Origin of the sequence: Furfurilactobacillus milii (assembly GCF_009863985.1) — a bacterium.
Lineage (GTDB): Bacteria > Bacillota > Bacilli > Lactobacillales > Lactobacillaceae > Furfurilactobacillus > Furfurilactobacillus milii_A.
This window is the reverse complement of the sequence record NZ_WEZT01000008.1, coordinates 105,181-123,615: the sequence shown is the minus strand read 5'-3', so window position 1 is coordinate 123,615 and position 18,435 is coordinate 105,181. Positions and strand designations below refer to the sequence as shown.

The 18,435-nt window shown below is 43.6% G+C and carries 17 protein-coding genes; 4 read left to right on the top strand and 13 right to left on the bottom strand.

The window, feature by feature from the left end; all coding sequences use genetic code 11:
- Positions 1 to 175 precede the first annotated feature (175 nt).
- A complete protein-coding gene (locus GB992_RS06140; RefSeq protein ID WP_161001672.1) occupies positions 176 to 751 on the top strand; it encodes a DUF5067 domain-containing protein in 576 nt (191 codons plus the stop codon).
- A gap of 17 nt (positions 752 to 768) precedes the next feature.
- Here GB992_RS06140 and GB992_RS11625 read toward each other — a convergent pair whose 3' ends face one another.
- From GB992_RS11625 to GB992_RS06130, 3 genes are all read right to left on the bottom strand, one after another.
- Entirely contained in the window at positions 769 to 945 is a 177-nt protein-coding gene (locus GB992_RS11625; protein ID WP_162855636.1) for a hypothetical protein, read from the bottom strand.
- A 109-nt stretch (positions 946 to 1,054) separates the two neighbouring features.
- On the bottom strand, positions 1,055 to 2,050 hold the full coding sequence (locus GB992_RS06135) for a 3-hydroxyacyl-CoA dehydrogenase (protein ID WP_161001671.1): 996 nt from the start codon (positions 2,048 to 2,050) through the stop codon (positions 1,055 to 1,057).
- A 280-nt stretch (positions 2,051 to 2,330) separates the two neighbouring features.
- Complete coding sequence (locus tag GB992_RS06130) at positions 2,331 to 3,038, bottom strand: nuclear transport factor 2 family protein (protein ID WP_161001670.1); 708 nt, start codon at positions 3,036 to 3,038, stop codon at positions 2,331 to 2,333.
- Positions 3,039 to 3,679: 641 nt separating this feature from the next.
- Here GB992_RS06130 and GB992_RS06125 point away from each other — a divergent pair.
- A complete protein-coding gene (locus tag GB992_RS06125) occupies positions 3,680 to 4,015 on the top strand; it encodes a hypothetical protein (protein WP_161001685.1) in 336 nt (111 codons plus the stop codon).
- Positions 4,016 to 4,504: 489 nt separating this feature from the next.
- Here GB992_RS06125 and nagB read toward each other — a convergent pair whose 3' ends face one another.
- The 7 genes from nagB to murB form a co-directional block, all read right to left on the bottom strand.
- Complete coding sequence (gene nagB / locus GB992_RS06120; RefSeq protein ID WP_161001669.1) at positions 4,505 to 5,218, bottom strand: glucosamine-6-phosphate deaminase; 714 nt, start codon at positions 5,216 to 5,218, stop codon at positions 4,505 to 4,507.
- 344 nt (positions 5,219 to 5,562) lie between these two features.
- Positions 5,563 to 7,380 carry a glutamine--fructose-6-phosphate transaminase (isomerizing) gene (glmS, locus tag GB992_RS06115; protein ID WP_161001668.1) on the bottom strand — a complete coding sequence of 606 codons (1,818 nt, stop codon included), beginning with the start codon at positions 7,378 to 7,380 and terminating at the stop codon, positions 5,563 to 5,565.
- Between the two features lie 352 nt (positions 7,381 to 7,732).
- Entirely contained in the window at positions 7,733 to 9,085 is a 1,353-nt protein-coding gene (gene glmM / locus GB992_RS06110; RefSeq protein WP_161001667.1) for a phosphoglucosamine mutase, read from the bottom strand.
- 52 nt (positions 9,086 to 9,137) lie between these two features.
- Positions 9,138 to 10,310, bottom strand: a complete 1,173-nt coding sequence (locus GB992_RS06105) for a CdaR family protein (RefSeq protein ID WP_161001666.1) — start codon at positions 10,308 to 10,310, stop codon at positions 9,138 to 9,140.
- Complete coding sequence (gene cdaA, locus GB992_RS06100) at positions 10,307 to 11,146, bottom strand: diadenylate cyclase CdaA (RefSeq protein WP_161001665.1); 840 nt, start codon at positions 11,144 to 11,146, stop codon at positions 10,307 to 10,309. The genes GB992_RS06105 and cdaA overlap by 4 nt, the downstream gene beginning before the upstream one ends.
- A gap of 103 nt (positions 11,147 to 11,249) precedes the next feature.
- A complete protein-coding gene (locus GB992_RS06095) occupies positions 11,250 to 13,397 on the bottom strand; it encodes a cation:proton antiporter (RefSeq protein WP_161001664.1) in 2,148 nt (715 codons plus the stop codon).
- Between the two features lie 204 nt (positions 13,398 to 13,601).
- The gene (murB, locus tag GB992_RS06090) at positions 13,602 to 14,513 is read right to left on the bottom strand and encodes a UDP-N-acetylmuramate dehydrogenase (protein WP_161001663.1); all 912 of its coding nucleotides are present in this window, start codon (positions 14,511 to 14,513) and stop codon (positions 13,602 to 13,604) included.
- A 233-nt stretch (positions 14,514 to 14,746) separates the two neighbouring features.
- Here murB and GB992_RS06085 point away from each other — a divergent pair, with 233 nt between their 5' ends.
- Positions 14,747 to 15,508 (top strand): exodeoxyribonuclease III, encoded by a 762-nt coding sequence (locus GB992_RS06085; protein WP_161001662.1) that lies wholly within the window; start codon positions 14,747 to 14,749, stop codon positions 15,506 to 15,508.
- A gap of 130 nt (positions 15,509 to 15,638) precedes the next feature.
- Positions 15,639 to 16,172, top strand: coding sequence for a 3'-5' exonuclease (locus tag GB992_RS06080; RefSeq protein ID WP_017262233.1), 534 nt, complete (start codon positions 15,639 to 15,641; stop codon positions 16,170 to 16,172).
- A 178-nt stretch (positions 16,173 to 16,350) separates the two neighbouring features.
- Here the strand turns inward: GB992_RS06080 and GB992_RS06075 are convergent, their stop codons facing one another.
- The 3 genes from GB992_RS06075 to pta all read right to left on the bottom strand — a co-directional run bounded on the left by GB992_RS06075 (position 16,351) and on the right by pta (position 18,412).
- Positions 16,351 to 16,869, bottom strand: coding sequence for a GNAT family N-acetyltransferase (locus GB992_RS06075; RefSeq protein WP_161001661.1), 519 nt, complete (start codon positions 16,867 to 16,869; stop codon positions 16,351 to 16,353).
- Complete coding sequence (gene tsaE, locus GB992_RS06070; RefSeq protein WP_161001660.1) at positions 16,862 to 17,335, bottom strand: tRNA (adenosine(37)-N6)-threonylcarbamoyltransferase complex ATPase subunit type 1 TsaE; 474 nt, start codon at positions 17,333 to 17,335, stop codon at positions 16,862 to 16,864. Before tsaE ends, GB992_RS06075 begins: the two co-directional genes overlap by 8 nt.
- Before the next feature lie 99 nt (positions 17,336 to 17,434).
- Positions 17,435 to 18,412, bottom strand: coding sequence for a phosphate acetyltransferase (gene pta, locus GB992_RS06065; protein ID WP_161001659.1), 978 nt, complete (start codon positions 18,410 to 18,412; stop codon positions 17,435 to 17,437).
- Positions 18,413 to 18,435: the final 23 nt, after the last annotated feature.

The following is an 18,435-nucleotide window of genomic DNA, read 5'->3' as shown; positions in this document are numbered from 1 at the left end:
CAGAACAAATGAATAATCGTCCCCGTAAATGTCTCGGATGGAAAACGCCTTATGAAATATTCTTTAATGTAGTGTTGCACTTAATTTGACAATTCAAGGCGTTAATAAATAAAATAGTGCACGATAAAATAAACGTCAGCTACGAAAATATAAATATACCTTTTAGGAGGTTTTCATGAATAAAATCGTCTCTTCTTTATTAGTCACGGCTATTTCAGCCACTGTATTGACTGGTTGTGCACCATCTGCAAAGCACTCGTCATCATCTCAACGTCAAACATCGAGTAAAAAAGTTTCTAGTGAATCAACACAAACAACTCGGGCAAATAAAAAAGCACCGGTAGCGACGTTTGCAAGCAATACGCTTACAGCCAGCACCGGTACTATTAAAATCACAGGCCAACGTCAAGTTGCCTCTGCATTTCCAAACCATCAGCAACTGCTCATCACTTACGAGTACTCAAATCAATCGACAAAACAGCAAGTGCCATCAGATTTATGGTCAAAATATTTCAAGGCCAGCCAGGATGGTAAAACCTTGGTTAGTGGTTCATTATCACTGTCGGGTCAAAATAGTGACAGCGACAATGATGACATCAACAATTCTGTGACGCCAGTTGGTGCTGGCCAACACGTCACAGTGGCTGCCATGTATAAAATTTCGCCCTCAGCTGGTCCAGTCACATTGACCGTGCATGATGGTCAGAAAAATATCGGCACGACGACATTGACAATCAATGGAAACGAATAGATTAATTATGAAATCATCTACTGCCGCCACTGCTTAGGGCTCCACAATTGTCCTTCCATCGATCCATGTAGACTATCGATTTCATCGCGCTGCTCCTTGATTAAATCAATTGCTGCATCAACAGTCACCCGATTGTCGTCAGTTCGCAGTTTTGCTAATTCATCTAATACCCATTTTGCATCATGATCATTCATAAAGGGTCTTCCTCCTTAGGCGTGTTACGGGTAGTGTAGCATGTCATCCGGTGAAAGACCCTTTCTTTTGCTTGCCACTTTATGAACATCTGGTTCGAGTCGGTTCAAATCATCCCTTCAAGAAATTTTCATCCTCAAAGGCTGGGTTAGGATAGTGGTAAAATCCTTCTCCACTTGAGACACCAAGCTTTCCTTTATCAAGGTATTCCGTTTTCATCATTGTCGCCAACTGTTTGAAGTCTGGATCTCCAGTTGTTGCGACATAGTTCTGGATAATATTGTAAACCGTCTGAATACCGACCATATCTAGGATTGCAAACGGACCCATCGGTGAACCTGTGGCAATCATCCAAGTCCGATCAATTGTTTGCGGATCACCGACGCCCTTCAAATACAAAAGTTGTGCCGCATGTAAAAACGGCACCAAAATAGAATTCAAGATGTAACCAGGCTGTTCTTTTTTAACTTCAATTGCAATCATGCCAATATCTTTTGCAAACTGAACGATCGTCTGATAAATATTTGCATCAGTCCCCGCGTGTCCCATGATTTCGGCAGTATTGTTCTTCCAGATTTCATTAGCAAAGTGCAACGCAAGAAACTGTTTGGGACGCCCAGTTGCTTCTGAAAATTGACTTGGAATTAGTGTAGAGGAATTAGTGGCAAAAATTGTTTTGCTGGGTGCTACTTGGCTTAATTGTTGATAAAATTTTGTTTTTAAATCCAACAATTCAGGAATGGCTTCAATCACCAAGTCGCTGTTTTGAACGGCAGTTTTCAGATCCGTCGCATAGCTTATTCGAGCTGGAGTCTCTCGTGCAACTTTTTCCGCATCCTGAATTCTGCCAATAATGGCATCCGGTAATCCAGGCAACAAGTTAGCATTATAGTTTGTTCCCTTCACCAGGTTACTAAACTGACTTTGCGAACCCGCAATTTGACTAGCATAGATTTCAGCCAGTCCACCAATACGCGTCTTGGCTTTATCAATTACATCATCGTTGATGTCGTAAATAGTGACATCAAACCCCTTAAAGGCGACCTGAAACGCGATTTGACTCCCTAAAACACCGCTACCTGCAACAGTTACACGTTTAATTGCCATGATTATCTCCCTTTCCAAATCTTAGTTCGGTTTTAAACCCTTTCCGCCTTTACTATAAGATTTCATTAACATGAGCGATATTATTCGTCCTTAAAAAATGAACTAATTACACTGTTTTGATTACGATGAAAGAACGGTAACTTTTCCAACGAAAAAAGTAACTGCCAGTTTTCTTTCAACATAGCAGTTACCTTCGTATTTTAGTATTTTTTCAAAAATCACAAACCTGTCTCTCTAATTATTGTCATCAAAAATGGTGCGTTAGTTTTTGCTACACAGTTTAAAACATCGGGTGTCCGTTTGCACTATGGTTTGGAAACGGTTGTTTCACCGCCCAGTGTTCAACTAACTGACCATCGCGAACACGGAAGATATCAACTTCGGCCATTTCGGTCGCTGTCGGAGAATCCTGTCTAATAACATGCAAATACACAAGATCATCTCGGTCAGCTACACTGACAACCGTCCGTTTCGACTCGCGCAAACTCCCTTGAGGACCAAACAAAACTCGATAATAATGTGTAAATGCTTCCGCACCATCGGCAATGCTTGGATTATGTTGAATAAACTCTGGCGCCACATACTGTGTCACCGCAGAGACATCGTGACGGTTAAAGAAGGCATTCCAAAAAGCCAACACGATTTGGCAATTCGTAAACGGGCTCAAGTCAGGCGTTCCATCATCATTTAATAATTGAACACTACCAGCAAACCGTTGTGGTCCCTTTTCCGAATCAAACCGAACGCCAACTAATGTATGACGATTAAAGTCCATCGTTTCTGACATTGCGCCGCGTAATCCCAACCAATTCAAGTTGAATACGCCGTCAGCGAGCCGCGTGATTACAGCATCCACATCACGTTGTTGTAATGTTTCATCAACTGTAGATGCCCAGGATAAATGCGTTGCGTCTTCGATAACATCAATAAATTGACGTCCATCATCTTGTTTTACCAATATTTTTCGATTAAAAAGTTGCTTAGTCATCTAGCCCCACCCCCGTTTTATTAATCTTACGGATATTAAGTGTGTAGGTGACGACCGTCATGCAGTCCCAAAATGCCCAACAACACCATAATTACAATTGCGGTAATGGCAATGATTGCTAGTTCAACCTGAAACCCCATAAGCTCATCTCCTTAATTAATAGCTTCTTTCCATACCTCTATTCTAACCGATTCTGATTGTTTTGTAACCGCTTACAACTCGAATTGTTTTAAATCCCGTCTTTTACTAAATCATGGGCTGCTACCCAACAGACAATCATACTAATATAGAAACTTGAGGGTCTCACAAGGCTTTGATACTGCGATGAAGATCTTTGAATCACATGGTTCTTGAACTGATCAAGTAGTCCTTAATGACCATTCCCGATAATAGGTTATTCTGAGCGATAAATCCGTGGTACATGCTATAAAGATATCTTTAAAATAGTCATTGACAGCGCTTTCATTATTAGGTATATTGTTCTCGTAAGGTATTTAGTAATTACCTTCTAATCAATTCTCTTTCTCTCTTATGCCGCCCACCGTCGCAAGATGGTGGTTTTTTTTACTCTTTTTTCGTCAGCAAATAAGTTTCATGCGATAATGGACTAGCGTTGTTTTTACAGAAAGGAGTCATATATGATGGCAGAAGAACCAGCACCATTAAAAGAACCAGGCCATGAATCGTTAGACATGATTGAGGAAATCACCCGAAATGATGGCTCAAAGTACATGGAAATTGGCAACATGGTTCACAATGGGCGTGCAGAATTTGCAGCCGAGAAAAAGTTCATTAAAGAGGTCCGCATTCTAAAACTCAATATTCCTGAATCAGCAAACGTGATTAAATATGAAGATTACATTAATCATCATTTTCTCATGCAAGGTTGGGATATGGATCACTGGGAAGAATGGATTAAGACACCAGAAATGCAAGCTGTTGTCGATGCTATTCTCAGAGAAAACCAAGTCGGTTAACCAAAAAAAGGATGCCAAAAAAGGAACCGACGGGCATCGGTTCCTTTCAAGGGCCATTTAGGTTAGGAACACCAAATCAACGATGTACCGTTCCAAGGCGTCATTGGGGTGAACGTCCTTGGAAGAGGAAGTAAATAAATGGTAATTTAAAGTTATCACGTATTTTAAATTATGTCTATCCATATTTTAATGTTTTTATTAGAAAAATAACCAAATTGCCATTTATAAATGATGATTTGGTTATTTTTCTTTATAAACACGCAGGCATTGGAACATAACACTTCAGTTTGACTCTTAGTGAAATGGCAACAATCAACTCCCCTTCAATCGCAAAATTCGCGCAGATGAAAATTGTCGTAAACGCGAGCCATAGCGCTGTCTTTTGCCCATTTAACACAAAATAGACGTCCATGGGCATTTCCACCCATGAACGTCTATTTGTGTGACTTGAGAAAGCTTAAACGTGTTATATCTGCTTTCTTTTTATTTCTAGTATTTCTTGCTGAGCTTTGAAGCAGCTGCTTCGTCAATCACAACGATAACATTGTCGTGGTTTTGTAATGAGCTAGCAGGTAAATCAGGCGTAACAGGTCCCTCAATCGTACCCTTCACTGCATCTGCTTTTTCTTCACCATAAGCTTCCAGCAAAATTTGTTTGTCCTTTAAGATTGAACCAATCCCCATAGAGTAAGCATACTTAGGAACCTCTTCTTCGTTATCGAAGAAACGTGCGTTGGCAGCAATAGTAGATTCTGTTAATTTAACCTGATGTGTTGTGGAATCAAATGGCGTACCTGGTTCGTTAAAACCAATGTGCCCATTACGGCCTAATCCCAGAATACCTAAGTCGATTGGGTTATCAGCAATTACCTTGTCGTAACGCTTCGTTTCAGCTTCAGCATCTTTGTTTAAACCATCTGGCAAATATGAGTTTGCAAATGGCTTCTTGTTAAAGAAGTGCTCGTGCATGAAGTAGTTGTAGCTTTGTGGATGATCAGGTCCAAGACCAACGTATTCATCCAAGTTTACAGAAGTCACATGACTAAAGTCCAAGTCTGAACTCGTAATTTCATCATATGTTGAAATTGGCGTACTACCAGTTGCCAACCCAAATACCTTAGCACCATTAGCTAATGCGTCCTTAAACACTTGAAAACCTTGCTTACCGCCTTCAGCGGCGTTCTTTACAACAATAACCTTCATGTCGAGTCTCCCTTTTTCTTATTGGTATAGTCCAATTATAACAGGTCTAGACAATTTTACAAGTCACCTAAGCTGTAAATCTGATTTTTGTTTGTCACTGCTTTCTTCATACAAGTAAAGACTGACCGTTTGGCCAATTCAGAGGGACTTGGTAAATAGAGTAGAATTCATGGCATGAGTTCATTTAGAACAAACGCTGTGAGCACTATCGCATGACAAATTTCTTGCTTAACGTAATAGCACCTGATTCCTACTTTGGGAATCAGGTGCTATTACGTTTAATGCTTGTTCTCAAAAGCAGAGATATGTTACAGCTTCTGTCCAAACTAAAAACAAACTATTTATTATTGAACCGTGACACTCTTAGCCAAATTCCGTGGTTTATCAACATCCAATCCCTTAAGCAAACTCGTGTAGTAGGAAATTAGCTGAGCCGGAATGATGGTTAATAATGGCGTTAACATCTCATCGACGTCTTCCAAAATAATATCATCATGTGGTTTAGCCAACGACTTCGTCACAATCGTCATGATGTGGGAACCCCGAGCGGCAGTTTCTGCCAAATTGCTACGTGTCAGTGAAGCCGTTCGTTCTTGGGTAATGATACCGATGACCGGCGTGCCGGACTCAATCAATGCAATTGGGCCATGTTTTAATTCACCGGCTGCGACCCCTTCGGAATGAATGTAGGTAATTTCCTTTAATTTCAACGAGGCTTCAAGTGAAACCGCATAGTCAATGCCACGCCCAATGTAAAAAGCATCACGTTGATCGACAAAATTATCCTTAGCAACAGCTTCAAACCGTTCTTTCTGATCAACTAAAGCTTGAATACCATTAGCGACCAGTCCCAGTTGGCGACGCAAGTCAAAATCGGCTGCGGCCACTTGTTGCGTTGCTTCTCCTAACGCCTTAGCAATAATAGCTTCTACAGCAATTTGAGCCGTATAAGCCTTGGTAGAAGCAACCGCAATTTCTGGACCCGCATTTAACAGCATTGTGTAAGTTGCTTCACGCGATAACGTTGAGTTTTGCACATTTGTGATTGTCAAACTGTGATAACCCTTTGCGTTTACCTCAGTTAACACTTCACGGGAATCAGCAGTTTCACCACTTTGACTCAGGAAAATAAAGAATGGATGTTTGGAGAGAATGGGTGAATTATAAGCAAACTCTGAGGACACGTGGGCTTCGGTCGGTACCGCTGCTAGCCGTTCAAACAAACGTTCACCGACTAGACCAGCGTGGTAGCTTGTTCCCGCAGCAACAATATACAACCGGTCAGCTGATTGTAGATCCGCCAACAGTTCGTCATCGATAGTCACTTGTCCGTCATCATTAAAGTACGTTTGTGCTAATTTACGCATGACAGTTGGTTGATCATCAATTTCTTTCAACATGTAATGTGGATAAGTTCCCTTATCGGCCTCACTGGCATCCATACTGACGTGGAATGGCAAACGGGTAATGTGGTGACCTTCCTCGTCTTCAATATCAACTTTTTCAGGCGTTAAGATCATGATTTCGCCGTCCTGCATCTCAATGAAATCATGCGTGTAGTTCAGCATTGCGATGGCATCTGAGCAAACGACATTAAAGCCATTGCCGACACCAACTAGCAATGGACTTTTGTTTTTAGCAACAAACAAAGTGTCCGGTTCTTCGCGATCCATCAGCAAGAAACCGTATGAAGAATCTCCCACCAAGTAAAGTACCTTGCGGAAGGCCTCTAAGGTGGTTAAGTTATCATGTTTGACGAAGTAGTCGATTAATTGAACAACGACCTCAGTATCTGTTTCACTCTTGAACGTTACATCTTGGAGATACTTGTCTCTTAATTCAATGTAGTTTTCGATGACGCCGTTGTGGACCAAGTAAAAACGCCCATCAGCGGATACTTGTGGATGCGCATTGGCAACGCTAGGTTGTCCATGCGTTGCCCACCGCGTATGCGCAATCCCCGTGGAACCGTGGACATCTTCACCGATTGCCTTAGCCAGATCAGCCACGCGGCCTTTTTCTTTAACTAAGTAATCTTTGCCATTTTGGTCGTTCACGTAAATTCCGGCTGAATCGTAGCCACGATATTCCAAACGACGGAGACCATTCATCAACATTTCAACCGCATTTTCGTTTCCTGTCACTCCAACAATTCCACACATAACGTTCATCCTTTTTAAATTGGTATAGACTATTATAATACCGTTTTCTTTTTTGAAAGCAGTATTATAATAACGTTTTTAAACACATCACGTCAACCTTTTGTCTTTAATGGTCTATATGATTACTAAACCTTAATTTTCTCCAAATGGGAACATTTAGGCCAAATCTACTCAGCACGACTAATGACGGATCAGCGTGCCTAACAGATTCGTGTTTGACTACATTAATGTGATATTTCTAATCGCAAACAAAAAAGCCGTGCATCCAGAAATGGAAACACAGCTTAAATTTTCATGTTCAGTGACTAACCCATCAGCCCATAAAATAATCAGCCTTCAGTATGCGTTGCCACTATTCAATACCGACTTCTTGACGCACAACGTCAGCGATTTCATCGACATAACCGTCGACCACTTCCTGAGTCGGTGCCTCAGCCATCACCCGCAGCAATGGCTCCGTGCCGCTTGGACGAACCAACACGCGTCCATCACCATTCATTTCAGTTTCGACCTTTTTAATGATCGCCTGAATCTGGTCATTTTCCAAAGCTGCCTTTTTATCAGCAACTTTAACGTTAACCAACTTTTGAGGATATGTCGTTACTTCACTGGCCAGTTCAGACAACTTTTTACCAGTCGTTTGAACAATGTACATAAGTTGTAAAGCAGTTAACATGCCATCACCGGTTGTATTGAAGTCCAAGAAAACAACGTGTCCGGACTGTTCTCCACCGACGTTATAGCCATCCGCTAACATCTTTTCAACCACGTATCGGTCACCAACTTGCGTTTGTACGCTGTGCATCTCATTGCCTTCCAGAGCCTTATAAAGGCCAAGGTTACTCATCACAGTGGTAACCACCGTGTCTTTCTTAAGACGCCCATGTTCATGCATATATTTACCACAGATGAACATGATCTTATCACCATTAACGATGTCACCATTTTCATCTACAGCAATACAACGATCGCCGTCACCATCGAACGCAACACCCATAGTGGCGCCTTTTTCAACAACAAACTGTTGTAGTGCCTCAGGATGAGTAGAACCAACGCCATCGTTAATGTTCAACCCATTAGGATTCGTTGCCATCGTATCGAAATCAGTGTCTACATCTGCAAATAAACGTGACACCAACTTGCTGGTAGCACCGTTAGCCGCATCCACGGCAATGTGCAAACCATTTAGTTGATCAGGAATCGTTTGCTCTAAGAATTGCGTGTATTTGGCCGCGCCTTCTTGATAGTCTTCAACAGTTCCTAATCCTTCCGATGACGGACGCGGTAATTCATCTTTAGGCGCATCCAAAAGGGTTTCGATTTCTTCTTCCAAAGAATCAGATAGTTTAAAACCATCACCACCAAAGAACTTAATTCCGTTATCGGCAACTGGATTGTGAGACGCCGTAATCATGACACCAGCATCTGCCTGTTGTACCCGGACAAGATATGCTACGCCGGGAGTTGTAATAACACCGAGTTTAAGTACTTCAATTCCAACTGACAGAAGCCCTGCAATCAGTGCTTCTTCCAACATTTGACCCGAAATACGCGTATCATGCGCCACCAAAACCTGTGGTTGATGATCTTCATCGGCGTGCTCCGTTAACACGTACCCGCCGGCACGGCCAAGTCGGAATGCAAGTTCAGGACTCAAATTCTGATTTGCAATGCCTCGTACACCATCTGTTCCAAAATATTTCATTTGTTTCTTCCTCACTTCGTCGTTTGTCCCTAAAGACTTGTTTATTTGCTAACTAGTTGCTACTGGCAGCTGAACTACTGGACGCACTTGTGCTACTGCCCGTTTCGCTGCTACTCGCCGAGCTATTCGTATCACCACTACTAGAAGACGTTTCACTGCTACCAGCCGCTTCACTAGATGATTCATCAGAGGAACTTGTTGACGAATCGCCATGCTGAACCCCATTACTATCCGCGTTACTGGATGTCACTTTAATCGTGACATTGGCAGTCGTCTCAGAATAGCTTCTAATGCCACTGGCAGAAGGCGTTAAATTAACTTGTTGCTTGGTCGTTCCAATTGGCAGACCAGAAACATCTACGTTAGCTACTATACTACTCTTTAATTTGCTAATCGCACTCTTTGTGCCGTATGCAGTCAAACTATCAACGTCACCGGTAATCGAATAACTCTTACCATCCTCCGCATTCTTAGGCTCGTAATTAACCTTAACCTTCTTAGAACTTTCGTTGGATGTAATTGGCACGGTCACACTAGCCGTTGAAGGTGTCATCACCACGTTAACTGTATGGCCATTAGCATCCTGAGCCTCCAACTGAACAGTCGCTGTTAAGGTTGACGTACTATTCTTGGTCAAATTAATTGGCGCAACCACTTGGGCTACCTGTTCAACTTCAGACGTTGCACCGGTTACCGTAACGCTATTAACTGACGTTGTTGGCGTGCCAACCTGATAGCCACTTGCCAAACTATTGGCGTCATATTTCACGTGGACAGGCATTGTAATCGTCTCACGATGGGCAATCGTGACGTTAATTGTCTTCGGCTCAATTTGATAGGTTAATTCTTTGTTGAGTCCATCGGCCTTCAACGTCACCTTGTGTTTACCCATTGACAGCTTTGACAAGTCCGCATTAATGCTAAAGTTTTGCGTGTTCGTCGTTGCCGTGACTAATGCAGCCGGTCCTGTGATTTTAACTTTAACTCGCTCCGGATAACCTGTTACAAAGTATTTATTTGAATTGATATTTAGTTGCAATGGCATCGACACTGTTTTTGTTTTGGTCGACGTCAGTGAAGATACCCTGCTAGGATTGTCCTGACGGGCTAAACGGGTGTCGTTGCCTGTTGAACCGGTCACGTAAACAACTAAGAAAATGGCCAAAACTAACGCTGATAAACGGTAGAAGAGCGTGCTATTGAGAAAGCGATTAAACTTTTTCATTTATGGCCACCTCCCCTAAAAATTCGGTTAACAATGTCCAAGAACCAATTGTGACGTTCTGGCTCTGCCGGGATCAATTGTTTGCGAAGGTAATTTAAATAGTCTTCCTGAGTCAAATTACGCATCATTTCATTATTCCGCGTAAACATCACTTCGCCCGTTTCCTCAGAAACGACGATGGTCAACGCATCCGTTACCTCGCTAATCCCCACAGCAGCACGATGACGTGTTCCTAGTTCTTTAGGGATCAAATTACTATCTGATAACGGCAAATATGCGGTAGCAGATGCAATTCGATTATCCTTAATGATCACGGCGCCATCATGTAACGGTGTATTGGGGATGAAAATGTTGATCAACAGCTCACCGGTCACGTCCGCATCCAAATCAATCCCGGTTTCAATGTACTCTTCCAAACCAGTTTCCATTTGAATAGAAATTAGCGCCCCAATCCGGCGTTTACTCATGTATTGAATAGCCTTATCCAACGCATCGATTAACTTTTCTTCATCATCATGAGCCGTCCGGCCTCGTTGAATGAATGAGCCACGACCCAAACGCTCAAGGCCTTGCCGAATTTCTGGTTGAAAGATGATTACCAGGGCAATAACCCCCCAGTTAATGATCTGGTCCATGACCCAGGAAACTGTCTCTAAGCCCAGATACCAGCTAGCAATCTTAATAATGATAATCACAAGGATCCCGCGGAACAACATTACCGCCCGCGTGCCTCGTAATAGCATAATCAGCTCATAAATAACAAACCAAATCACTAGAATGTCGAGCAAACGTGCTGCCGCCGTCCCGGTGAGCCAGTTGCTGGGATTAAGTAACATAACACTCCTCCTAAAATCGCCAAATGTTGGCGTGCGATCTTCACATTACGCTTCAAATCGCTCATTTAAGTATAGCAGATTTACCATCGTGCAAACCAATCCACTAGCTTGTTGCCTCCGTTTGTAAATCTTCACCAAGCATCAGCACATTTTCCGAGTAATTAACGTATTGACGCAGGTTAGCTGCCATTACAGCATTGATCCGCCCAGCATCCAACAATTCTGTCACCGCTGAACGTTCCGCTGCGAGCGCACGTACCCGCAAGTCCCGTAAATTAGTCTCATACTGGAGCTGTCGAGCACTGCCATTTGTCACAGGATGACGCCGTTCAATCCGGTAGCGATAGTGGACAATCAGATGGTAAACACTTTGTCGTTGCTGTGCGTTTTTCTTGGCGTTATGGACTTTAAAGAAACGTGATAACCGGGCAATCGCTGCTTTGGCAGTTTCCGTTTCAACTAACTGACGCTGCTGGCGAAAGGTAACCATATCATTGCCGGTCATTAAAATTCGCAGCCGCCGTAAACCGTGTCGAATCAAACGCCTAGCTGTTCGCCAAGCGGGTAAAGCTTCACGTCGCTGATGGGCATCCACATTACGTAATCGCCACTTGATTTGGCGACGGTAATAACGAAAATTCCAAATATTGATTAAGCCAGCATCATGCAACTCTTGCAGTCGTTTCAATTCACCTTGCAGAGCAATTCGACGAATATCAACTTCAAAATCGATCATTATTTTCACGTCTTCGGAAGGCTGCGTTCGCATCTGTAACCGCCGAATAATAAATTGATAATCGAGAATCAAGTCATACGCAGCCCGTTGATTTTCAGGACGTCGCAGTGACTCCAGCACTCTGACTGCCGTTTTAGAAAGGTACGTTTTGGCTTCATCTACCGACATTAACGGCACCGTTTCGCCATCATCAGCCTCTTCTTGCGCAGTCATTTCTTCCAAGGTGTCAACCTGACTACCTCGAGTCAACAGCATGGCCCCACGCCGACTGATCAATGGCAATGTCACTGCCGCGATGACCAAACTCAGCACAATAACACCAGCAGCGACAAACAAAATTAATGACCGTTCTGGAAATGCATCCCCGTTACTAATGGTCGCCGGAATCGTTAACATACCCGCCAGCGTAATTGCACCACGAACACCTGTTAAACCAGAAACAATCGCCGTTTTAACCGTAACTGGTTCCGTATTCTTATGCTCAATGCGCCAGTTTTTGCTTAAACGACTCAATGTACCATAAACATAAATCCAAACAGCCCGCAGAATAAAAAGAATGAGCCAAATCACAACGACATAGCCGATTGCGCGCCACGTTCCTGTTGCCGGATCAGCAATTGTTGCCTTCGTTGCGCTAGGCAACTCATCCCCAAGAATAATGAACACAATCCCGTTTAGCACGTACACCACAATATCCCATGTCCGCTCAATCAAAAGCCGTTGTTCCGGTAAATCCTCAACAATTCGGTTTTCTGAAACATGGGCTAAAACGCCAGCCGTAACAACGGCAATAACGCCGGAAGCATGAATCGCCTCTGCGCCGAGGTAGATCACGAAAGGACCCACTAGTTGTAACACTGTGTTAAACACTGGATCATTGATTCCCGAGCGTCTCAACACCTCCCGCAACATTTGCAATCCTGTCATCACGACAAAACCAACCACAAAACCGGCAATACTGGTGTAAAGGAAGTCGCCAGCAGCAGACCAGAGTGAAAAGGTTCCAGTCACGGCCGCTGCTAACGCATATTTAAATCCAATCAAACCGCTGGCATCATTAATCAAACTTTCGCCACTGACCAGATGAATAATTGCGGACGGTAAACTCACCTGCTCGGCGATGGATGTCACCGCCACTGGATCCGTCGGTGACAAAATGGCGGCCAACGCAAATCCCACGGATAATGGCAAGCTAGGAATGAGTATGTGAAATAACCAGCCGCCTAGTAGCGTGGTTAGGAACACAAGTAAAACTGCGTTTGCCAAGATTGGCCCTCGTAATGTCCACAACTCACTTTTTGGAAAACGCCGCCCGTCATTAAATAGTAGTGGCGCGATAAATAATAGTAAGAACCAATCAGTTTCGAGTGGAATCGTAATGTGAAAAATAACGGACCATAATAATCCCAAGGTCACTTGAATCAAGCTGACCGGAATGGCCTCCAAGTAGTGTCCCAGTATGTTTGACAGCAGCACTAGCAGGACAAGAATGATCACCGCTTCAATAATGTTCAAGTTGTTGTCTCCCTTCCTGTGGCCACGTATTGGCACCACGCTCAACATGCATCTACTTCTATCATACAAAAAAATTGACGCATGACCAATCAGATTGGCCTGCGTCAGCAGATAAAATAATGTTATTTAAAGATTGAAAACTCACCTTTGTTTAATTAACTGTTTCAATAAGCCAGCAAGTACGTTAATGCGCTCAGCAAACATTTAGTTGTCACCAATGATCCTAACTTCTGTTTCAAGATGTACACCGAACTTGGCATAGACTGTTTCTTGAACATGGTGAATAACTGCTAGGTAATCCGTAGCCGTCGCTTCACCAACATTCACAATAAAGCCAGCATGCTTGGTTGAAACTTGTGCACCACCAGATGTATAGCCGCGTAGTTCACTGTCCGTAATCAATTTGCCAGCAAAGTAACCCTCTGGTCGTTTGAACACGGAACCGCAGGAAGGCAATTCCAGTGGCTGTTTGGCGGCCCGCCGTGCATTCAAATCGTCCATTTTTGCACGAATTGTAGTTGCTTCGCCTGGCACTAAGGTAAAGCTAGCGCCGACAACAATATCGCCGGTCGTTTGAACCAGACTGTGTCGATAACCAAACGCCATCTCTTCGGCAGGATACGTCACAAACTCACCAGCACGTGTCAGCACATCAACAGAACTGACAATGTCCTTGACTTCCCCACCATATGCACCGGCGTTCATGAACACTGCCCCACCAACACTGCCGGGAATGCCAGCTGCAAACTCAAAACCAGTCAGGTGATGTTGGTAAGCAACCTCAGTCGCATCAATTAACGCCGCACCAGCATCAGCAGTGACCGTGTTGCCCGTCACAGTAATCGTCTTCATTTGGGTCAGAATAAGTACCAACCCACGAATGCCACCATCACGAACAATCAAGTTACTAGCATTGCCGATGACCGTTACTGGCATCTCGTGAAGTCTGGCAAAATCGACAAACTTGGCCACTTCAGCGCGTGACTCAGGAAACGCGAGCCAGTCTGCTGGACCGCCCGTTTTCGTATTTGTGTAATTTCCCAATGGTTCGTTTTGCATCACCTTGCTGGACGCAAAAACAGTTTTTAAATCAACCTGTTGCATGATGTCACCCATTTACTTTCTTCATTAATTAACCGTTTCGGTTTCACTTCGCAATAAAGTGGCTTGTTGCCACAATTAGCTGGTGCCCGTAAACCTCGTCCTATTTTACCACGATTTGAGTTCAAACCAGTTTCCCTTATTAAAGACTTCATTTTTATGGCTGTGGTAAAATCAACTTGTTAAACTACATAGCGCGACCACCGGTGGACAACGCCGCTCACACAAAATTCTTGGAGGATAGCATCATGAAATTTGTATCATGGAATGTTAACGGATTACGAGCAGTTTTAAAAAAGGGCTTTGAACAAACGGCGACGGATTTAGATGCCGATGCTATTTGTATTCAAGAAACCAAGATGCACGAGGGGCAAGCGACGGTCAACCTCCCCGGCTACCATCAGTACTGGAATTATGCCGATCGTCCAGGTTACTCAGGCACGGCCATCTTTACCAAACATGAACCGGTGAACGTCACCTACGGCATTGGCGTCGATGAATACGATCACGAAGGTCGCGTGATCACATTGGAATACCAAACGTACTACTTACTCACGAGTTACACACCTAACTCTGGTCAAGAGCTTAAGCGGTTAGACTACCGTGACGGATGGGACACAGCTTTTTCCGCTTATGTAAATGAATTAGCGGCTAAGAAACCCGTCATTTTCTGCGGTGATTTAAACGTCGCTCATGAAGAAATCGACCTCAAGAATCCTAAGACAAACCATCAGCATGCCGGCTTTACAGACACTGAACGTGATAATTTCACGGCTTTACTAGGCACTGGTTTTACAGATAGTTTCCGGCACTTCTACCCTGACCTAACCGGCCAGTATTCATGGTGGAGTTACCGCTTTAACGCTCGTAAAAACAACGCAGGGTGGCGAATTGACTACTTTGTCGTATCAACGCCTTTGATGGCTAAAGTCACCGATGCAAAAATCCTTAATGATGTGCTTGGCTCTGATCACTGTCCGGTTGCTTTAGAAACAGAAGCGTTGGACTGATTTCAGTTCGTTAATCAGTCCCCCTGACTTAACCCGTTAACAGATTTCTTTACATTTAAACGTGAAGGCCTTAGACTGACATAATAAATTTAAGTTTAACGTTACCTAACGATTAAGGAGGCTTAGCGTCGTGAATTTTGTCGCAATGGATTTTGAAACTGCTAGTGCCCAACGCCACAGTGCGTGCTCATTGGCACTGACCATCGTCAGACAAAACAAGGTCGTCGATGAATTTTATACGCTGATTAAACCCGACACAGAATTCTCTTGGCGCAATACGCAGATTCATGGCATCCATGCGAGTGATGTCGCGGACGCGCCAACCTTCCCAGAAATCTGGCCGCACATTAATCAGTTTTATACAAACAACCAACTTGTCGTGGCTCACAATGCCCCATTTGATAATGGCGTATTAAAAAGCACGTTAGCTCATTATGATCTGGCACCAGTTCACTACTTGACCTTAGACACGGTCAAAACAAGCCGTCGCTTTTTCCCAGAATTTCCAAACCACAAGCTTAATACTGTCAGCGAACGGCTCCACGTTAATTTGGAACACCATCACAATGCGCTAGATGATAGTTTAGCTTGCGCCAACATTTTAATCTACCAAGATCAACAGTTTGGTGCTTCAGCAATCAAGCCATTTGTAAAATTACAATAACTTGTCTTGATTTTTGTTTAAATGAGCTTAACCTACCATAGACAATAAAAATCGTTTCGCCAACAGATGTAAAATCTGTAGCGAAACGATTTTTATTTGGGCTTTTTACATAACTAATACTAACAACGTGTCGATTAACTAGCAGAAGCCACTTACTCTCAGTGACGTTCACACATGACTACGCCTGATGCCCATGATGAACAGTTAACGTCATTTCCTGAGCAGGCACCTCATCCCCGACAGCATTCACAACAGAATCAGAATGAGTGACCTTAAACCCTAAATTACGATATAGCCGTTTGGCATACGTATTCTCCAACTGCACCGTTAAAACAATATTCGTCAGTGAACTGGCCGTCTTCGCCCAATAGAGCATCTCTTCCATAAGGGCCGACCCCAGCCCCTCATTCCAATACGACTTCAAAATGGCTACTCCGATTTCGCCAACTGTTTCATTTTTAGCAATGATACTGGCAACACCAATTAACTGACCGCCATAATCCGCTACCATCAGATGGTTTTGTGGTGAACTGATCATCACCCGTAATTGAGCGGCTTCCTCTTCAACAGACAAATGTGCCAAAGCAGGATCAGCAGTGAATGTGGTAGATTCTTTTTTTAAATCTTCCAATAAGGTTAGCAGGTCTGCTGCATCATTTTCAGTAACAGGCCGAATATCTACAGTTGGTTCACTCATCGTATTGTGCCTCCAATTTATCAGTCATTTTTTGATAGTGTTCACCTTGTGGGTCAAACATTAGGGTGCGTCGATCGATATTACTTTCATCACGGTGTAAATGAATCGTTAACCGTTCAGCTGGCAACTCGCCTTTAACAAACTGTGACCACTCAACAACACTGACACCTTGTCCGTTAAAATATTCATCGAGGCCCAAATCATCACCACCGCCATTTTCCAGTCGGTATACATCCATGTGATACAGTGGCAAACGGCCTTCTTTGTACTCACGAATGATGGTAAACGTAGGGCTTTTAACATACCTGTGAATGCCTAAACCGGCCGCCAAACCCTTAGTCAGGGTCGTCTTGCCAGCACCAAGATCGCCATCCAATAAAATAACATCGCCCGCAGACACCAGCTCTGCAAGATGTCGCCCAATAGCCTGTGTTTCTTCGTCAGTCTTCGTGGTGATTGAAAACATGTGTGATTCACTCCTCAAACGTACTTAACGCGTCATTCTTTGAATAAAAATCGCCATCCCAAAACAAGTGGAATCGCGATTAATTGTGACATTATCTAACTACTTAACGGATTGTGCAGCGGTGATGATAGCAACCTTATAAACATCTTCTTCATTACAGCCACGAGAAAGATCAGATACTGGTTTGTTCAAGCCTTGTAAGATTGGACCGATTGCTTCAAAACCACCAAAGCGTTGGGCAATCTTGTAGCCAATATTACCAGATTGTAATTCAGGAAAGACAAACACATTTGCGTGACCAGCAACTTTTGAGCCAGGTGCTTTGGCCGCGCCGACCGTTGGTACAAATGCAGCGTCGAATTGTAATTCACCATCCAATGCCAAATCAGGCGCCTGTTCGTTGGCTAGCTTAGTAGCCTCTTGAACCTTAGTCACCATGTCGCCCTTAGCAGAGCCCTTGGTTGAAAAGCTCAACATAGCAACCTTTGGATCGATATCAAAAACCTTCGCCGTGTGGGCCGATTCAATAGCAACTTCAGCCATGCCAGCGGCGTCTAATTCGATGTTAATGGCACAATCGGCAAAGACATAACGTTCGTCACCCTTTTGCATCACAAACGCACCAGAGATTCGTTTGACACCTGGCTTAGTTTTGATAATTTGAAGTGCTGGGCGAACCGTATCACCAGTTGGGTGAACAGCACCGGAAACCATCCCGTCAGCCTGGTCCATGTAAACCAGCATCGTACCGAAGTAGTTAACATCCTTTAACCAATCTGCCAACTGTTCACGCGTGTTCTTACCAGCACGACGCTCAGCGAGGGCATCAAGCATGTCCTTCTTCTTATCCTCAGGATATGTTTCTGGGTCAATCAATAATACGCCACTGGCATCCAAATTGTTGTCAGCTGCAGTCTTTTCAATATCGGCCTCGTGTCCCAAAATAATTGGCTTTACCAAGCCATCCTTGGCCAACCGAATCGCAGCACCCAAGATCCGCGGATCCTGACCTTCTGGAAAGACAATGGTTTTGTCTTGACCACCAATTTTATCCTTTAAACCATCAAATAAATCCATGCGTGATTCCTCCAATAATTTAG

Excerpts from the sequence above, each read along its gene's own strand:
- cdaA (WP_161001665.1), bottom strand. The coding sequence starts at position 11,146 with ATGTTACTTAATCCCAGCAACTGGCTCACCGGGACGGCGGCAGCACGT.
- murB (WP_161001663.1), bottom strand. The coding sequence starts at position 14,513 with ATGGGTGACATCATGCAACAGGTTGATTTAAAAACTGTTTTTGCGTCC.
- GB992_RS06105 (WP_161001666.1), bottom strand. The coding sequence starts at position 10,310 with ATGAAAAAGTTTAATCGCTTTCTCAATAGCACGCTCTTCTACCGTTTA.
- pta (WP_161001659.1), bottom strand. The coding sequence starts at position 18,412 with ATGGATTTATTTGATGGTTTAAAGGATAAAATTGGTGGTCAAGACAAA.
- GB992_RS06140 (WP_161001672.1), top strand. The coding sequence starts at position 176 with ATGAATAAAATCGTCTCTTCTTTATTAGTCACGGCTATTTCAGCCACT.
- GB992_RS11625 (WP_162855636.1), bottom strand. The coding sequence starts at position 945 with ATGAATGATCATGATGCAAAATGGGTATTAGATGAATTAGCAAAACTG.
- GB992_RS06135 (WP_161001671.1), bottom strand. The coding sequence starts at position 2,050 with ATGGCAATTAAACGTGTAACTGTTGCAGGTAGCGGTGTTTTAGGGAGT.
- GB992_RS06085 (WP_161001662.1), top strand. The coding sequence starts at position 14,747 with ATGAAATTTGTATCATGGAATGTTAACGGATTACGAGCAGTTTTAAAA.
- GB992_RS06075 (WP_161001661.1), bottom strand. The coding sequence starts at position 16,869 with ATGAGTGAACCAACTGTAGATATTCGGCCTGTTACTGAAAATGATGCA.
- tsaE (WP_161001660.1), bottom strand. The coding sequence starts at position 17,335 with ATGTTTTCAATCACCACGAAGACTGACGAAGAAACACAGGCTATTGGG.
- nagB (WP_161001669.1), bottom strand. The coding sequence starts at position 5,218 with ATGAAGGTTATTGTTGTAAAGAACGCCGCTGAAGGCGGTAAGCAAGGT.
- GB992_RS06125 (WP_161001685.1), top strand. The coding sequence starts at position 3,680 with ATGGCAGAAGAACCAGCACCATTAAAAGAACCAGGCCATGAATCGTTA.
- GB992_RS06130 (WP_161001670.1), bottom strand. The coding sequence starts at position 3,038 with ATGACTAAGCAACTTTTTAATCGAAAAATATTGGTAAAACAAGATGAT.
- glmM (WP_161001667.1), bottom strand. The coding sequence starts at position 9,085 with ATGAAATATTTTGGAACAGATGGTGTACGAGGCATTGCAAATCAGAAT.
- glmS (WP_161001668.1), bottom strand. The coding sequence starts at position 7,380 with ATGTGTGGAATTGTTGGAGTGACAGGAAACGAAAATGCGGTTGAAATG.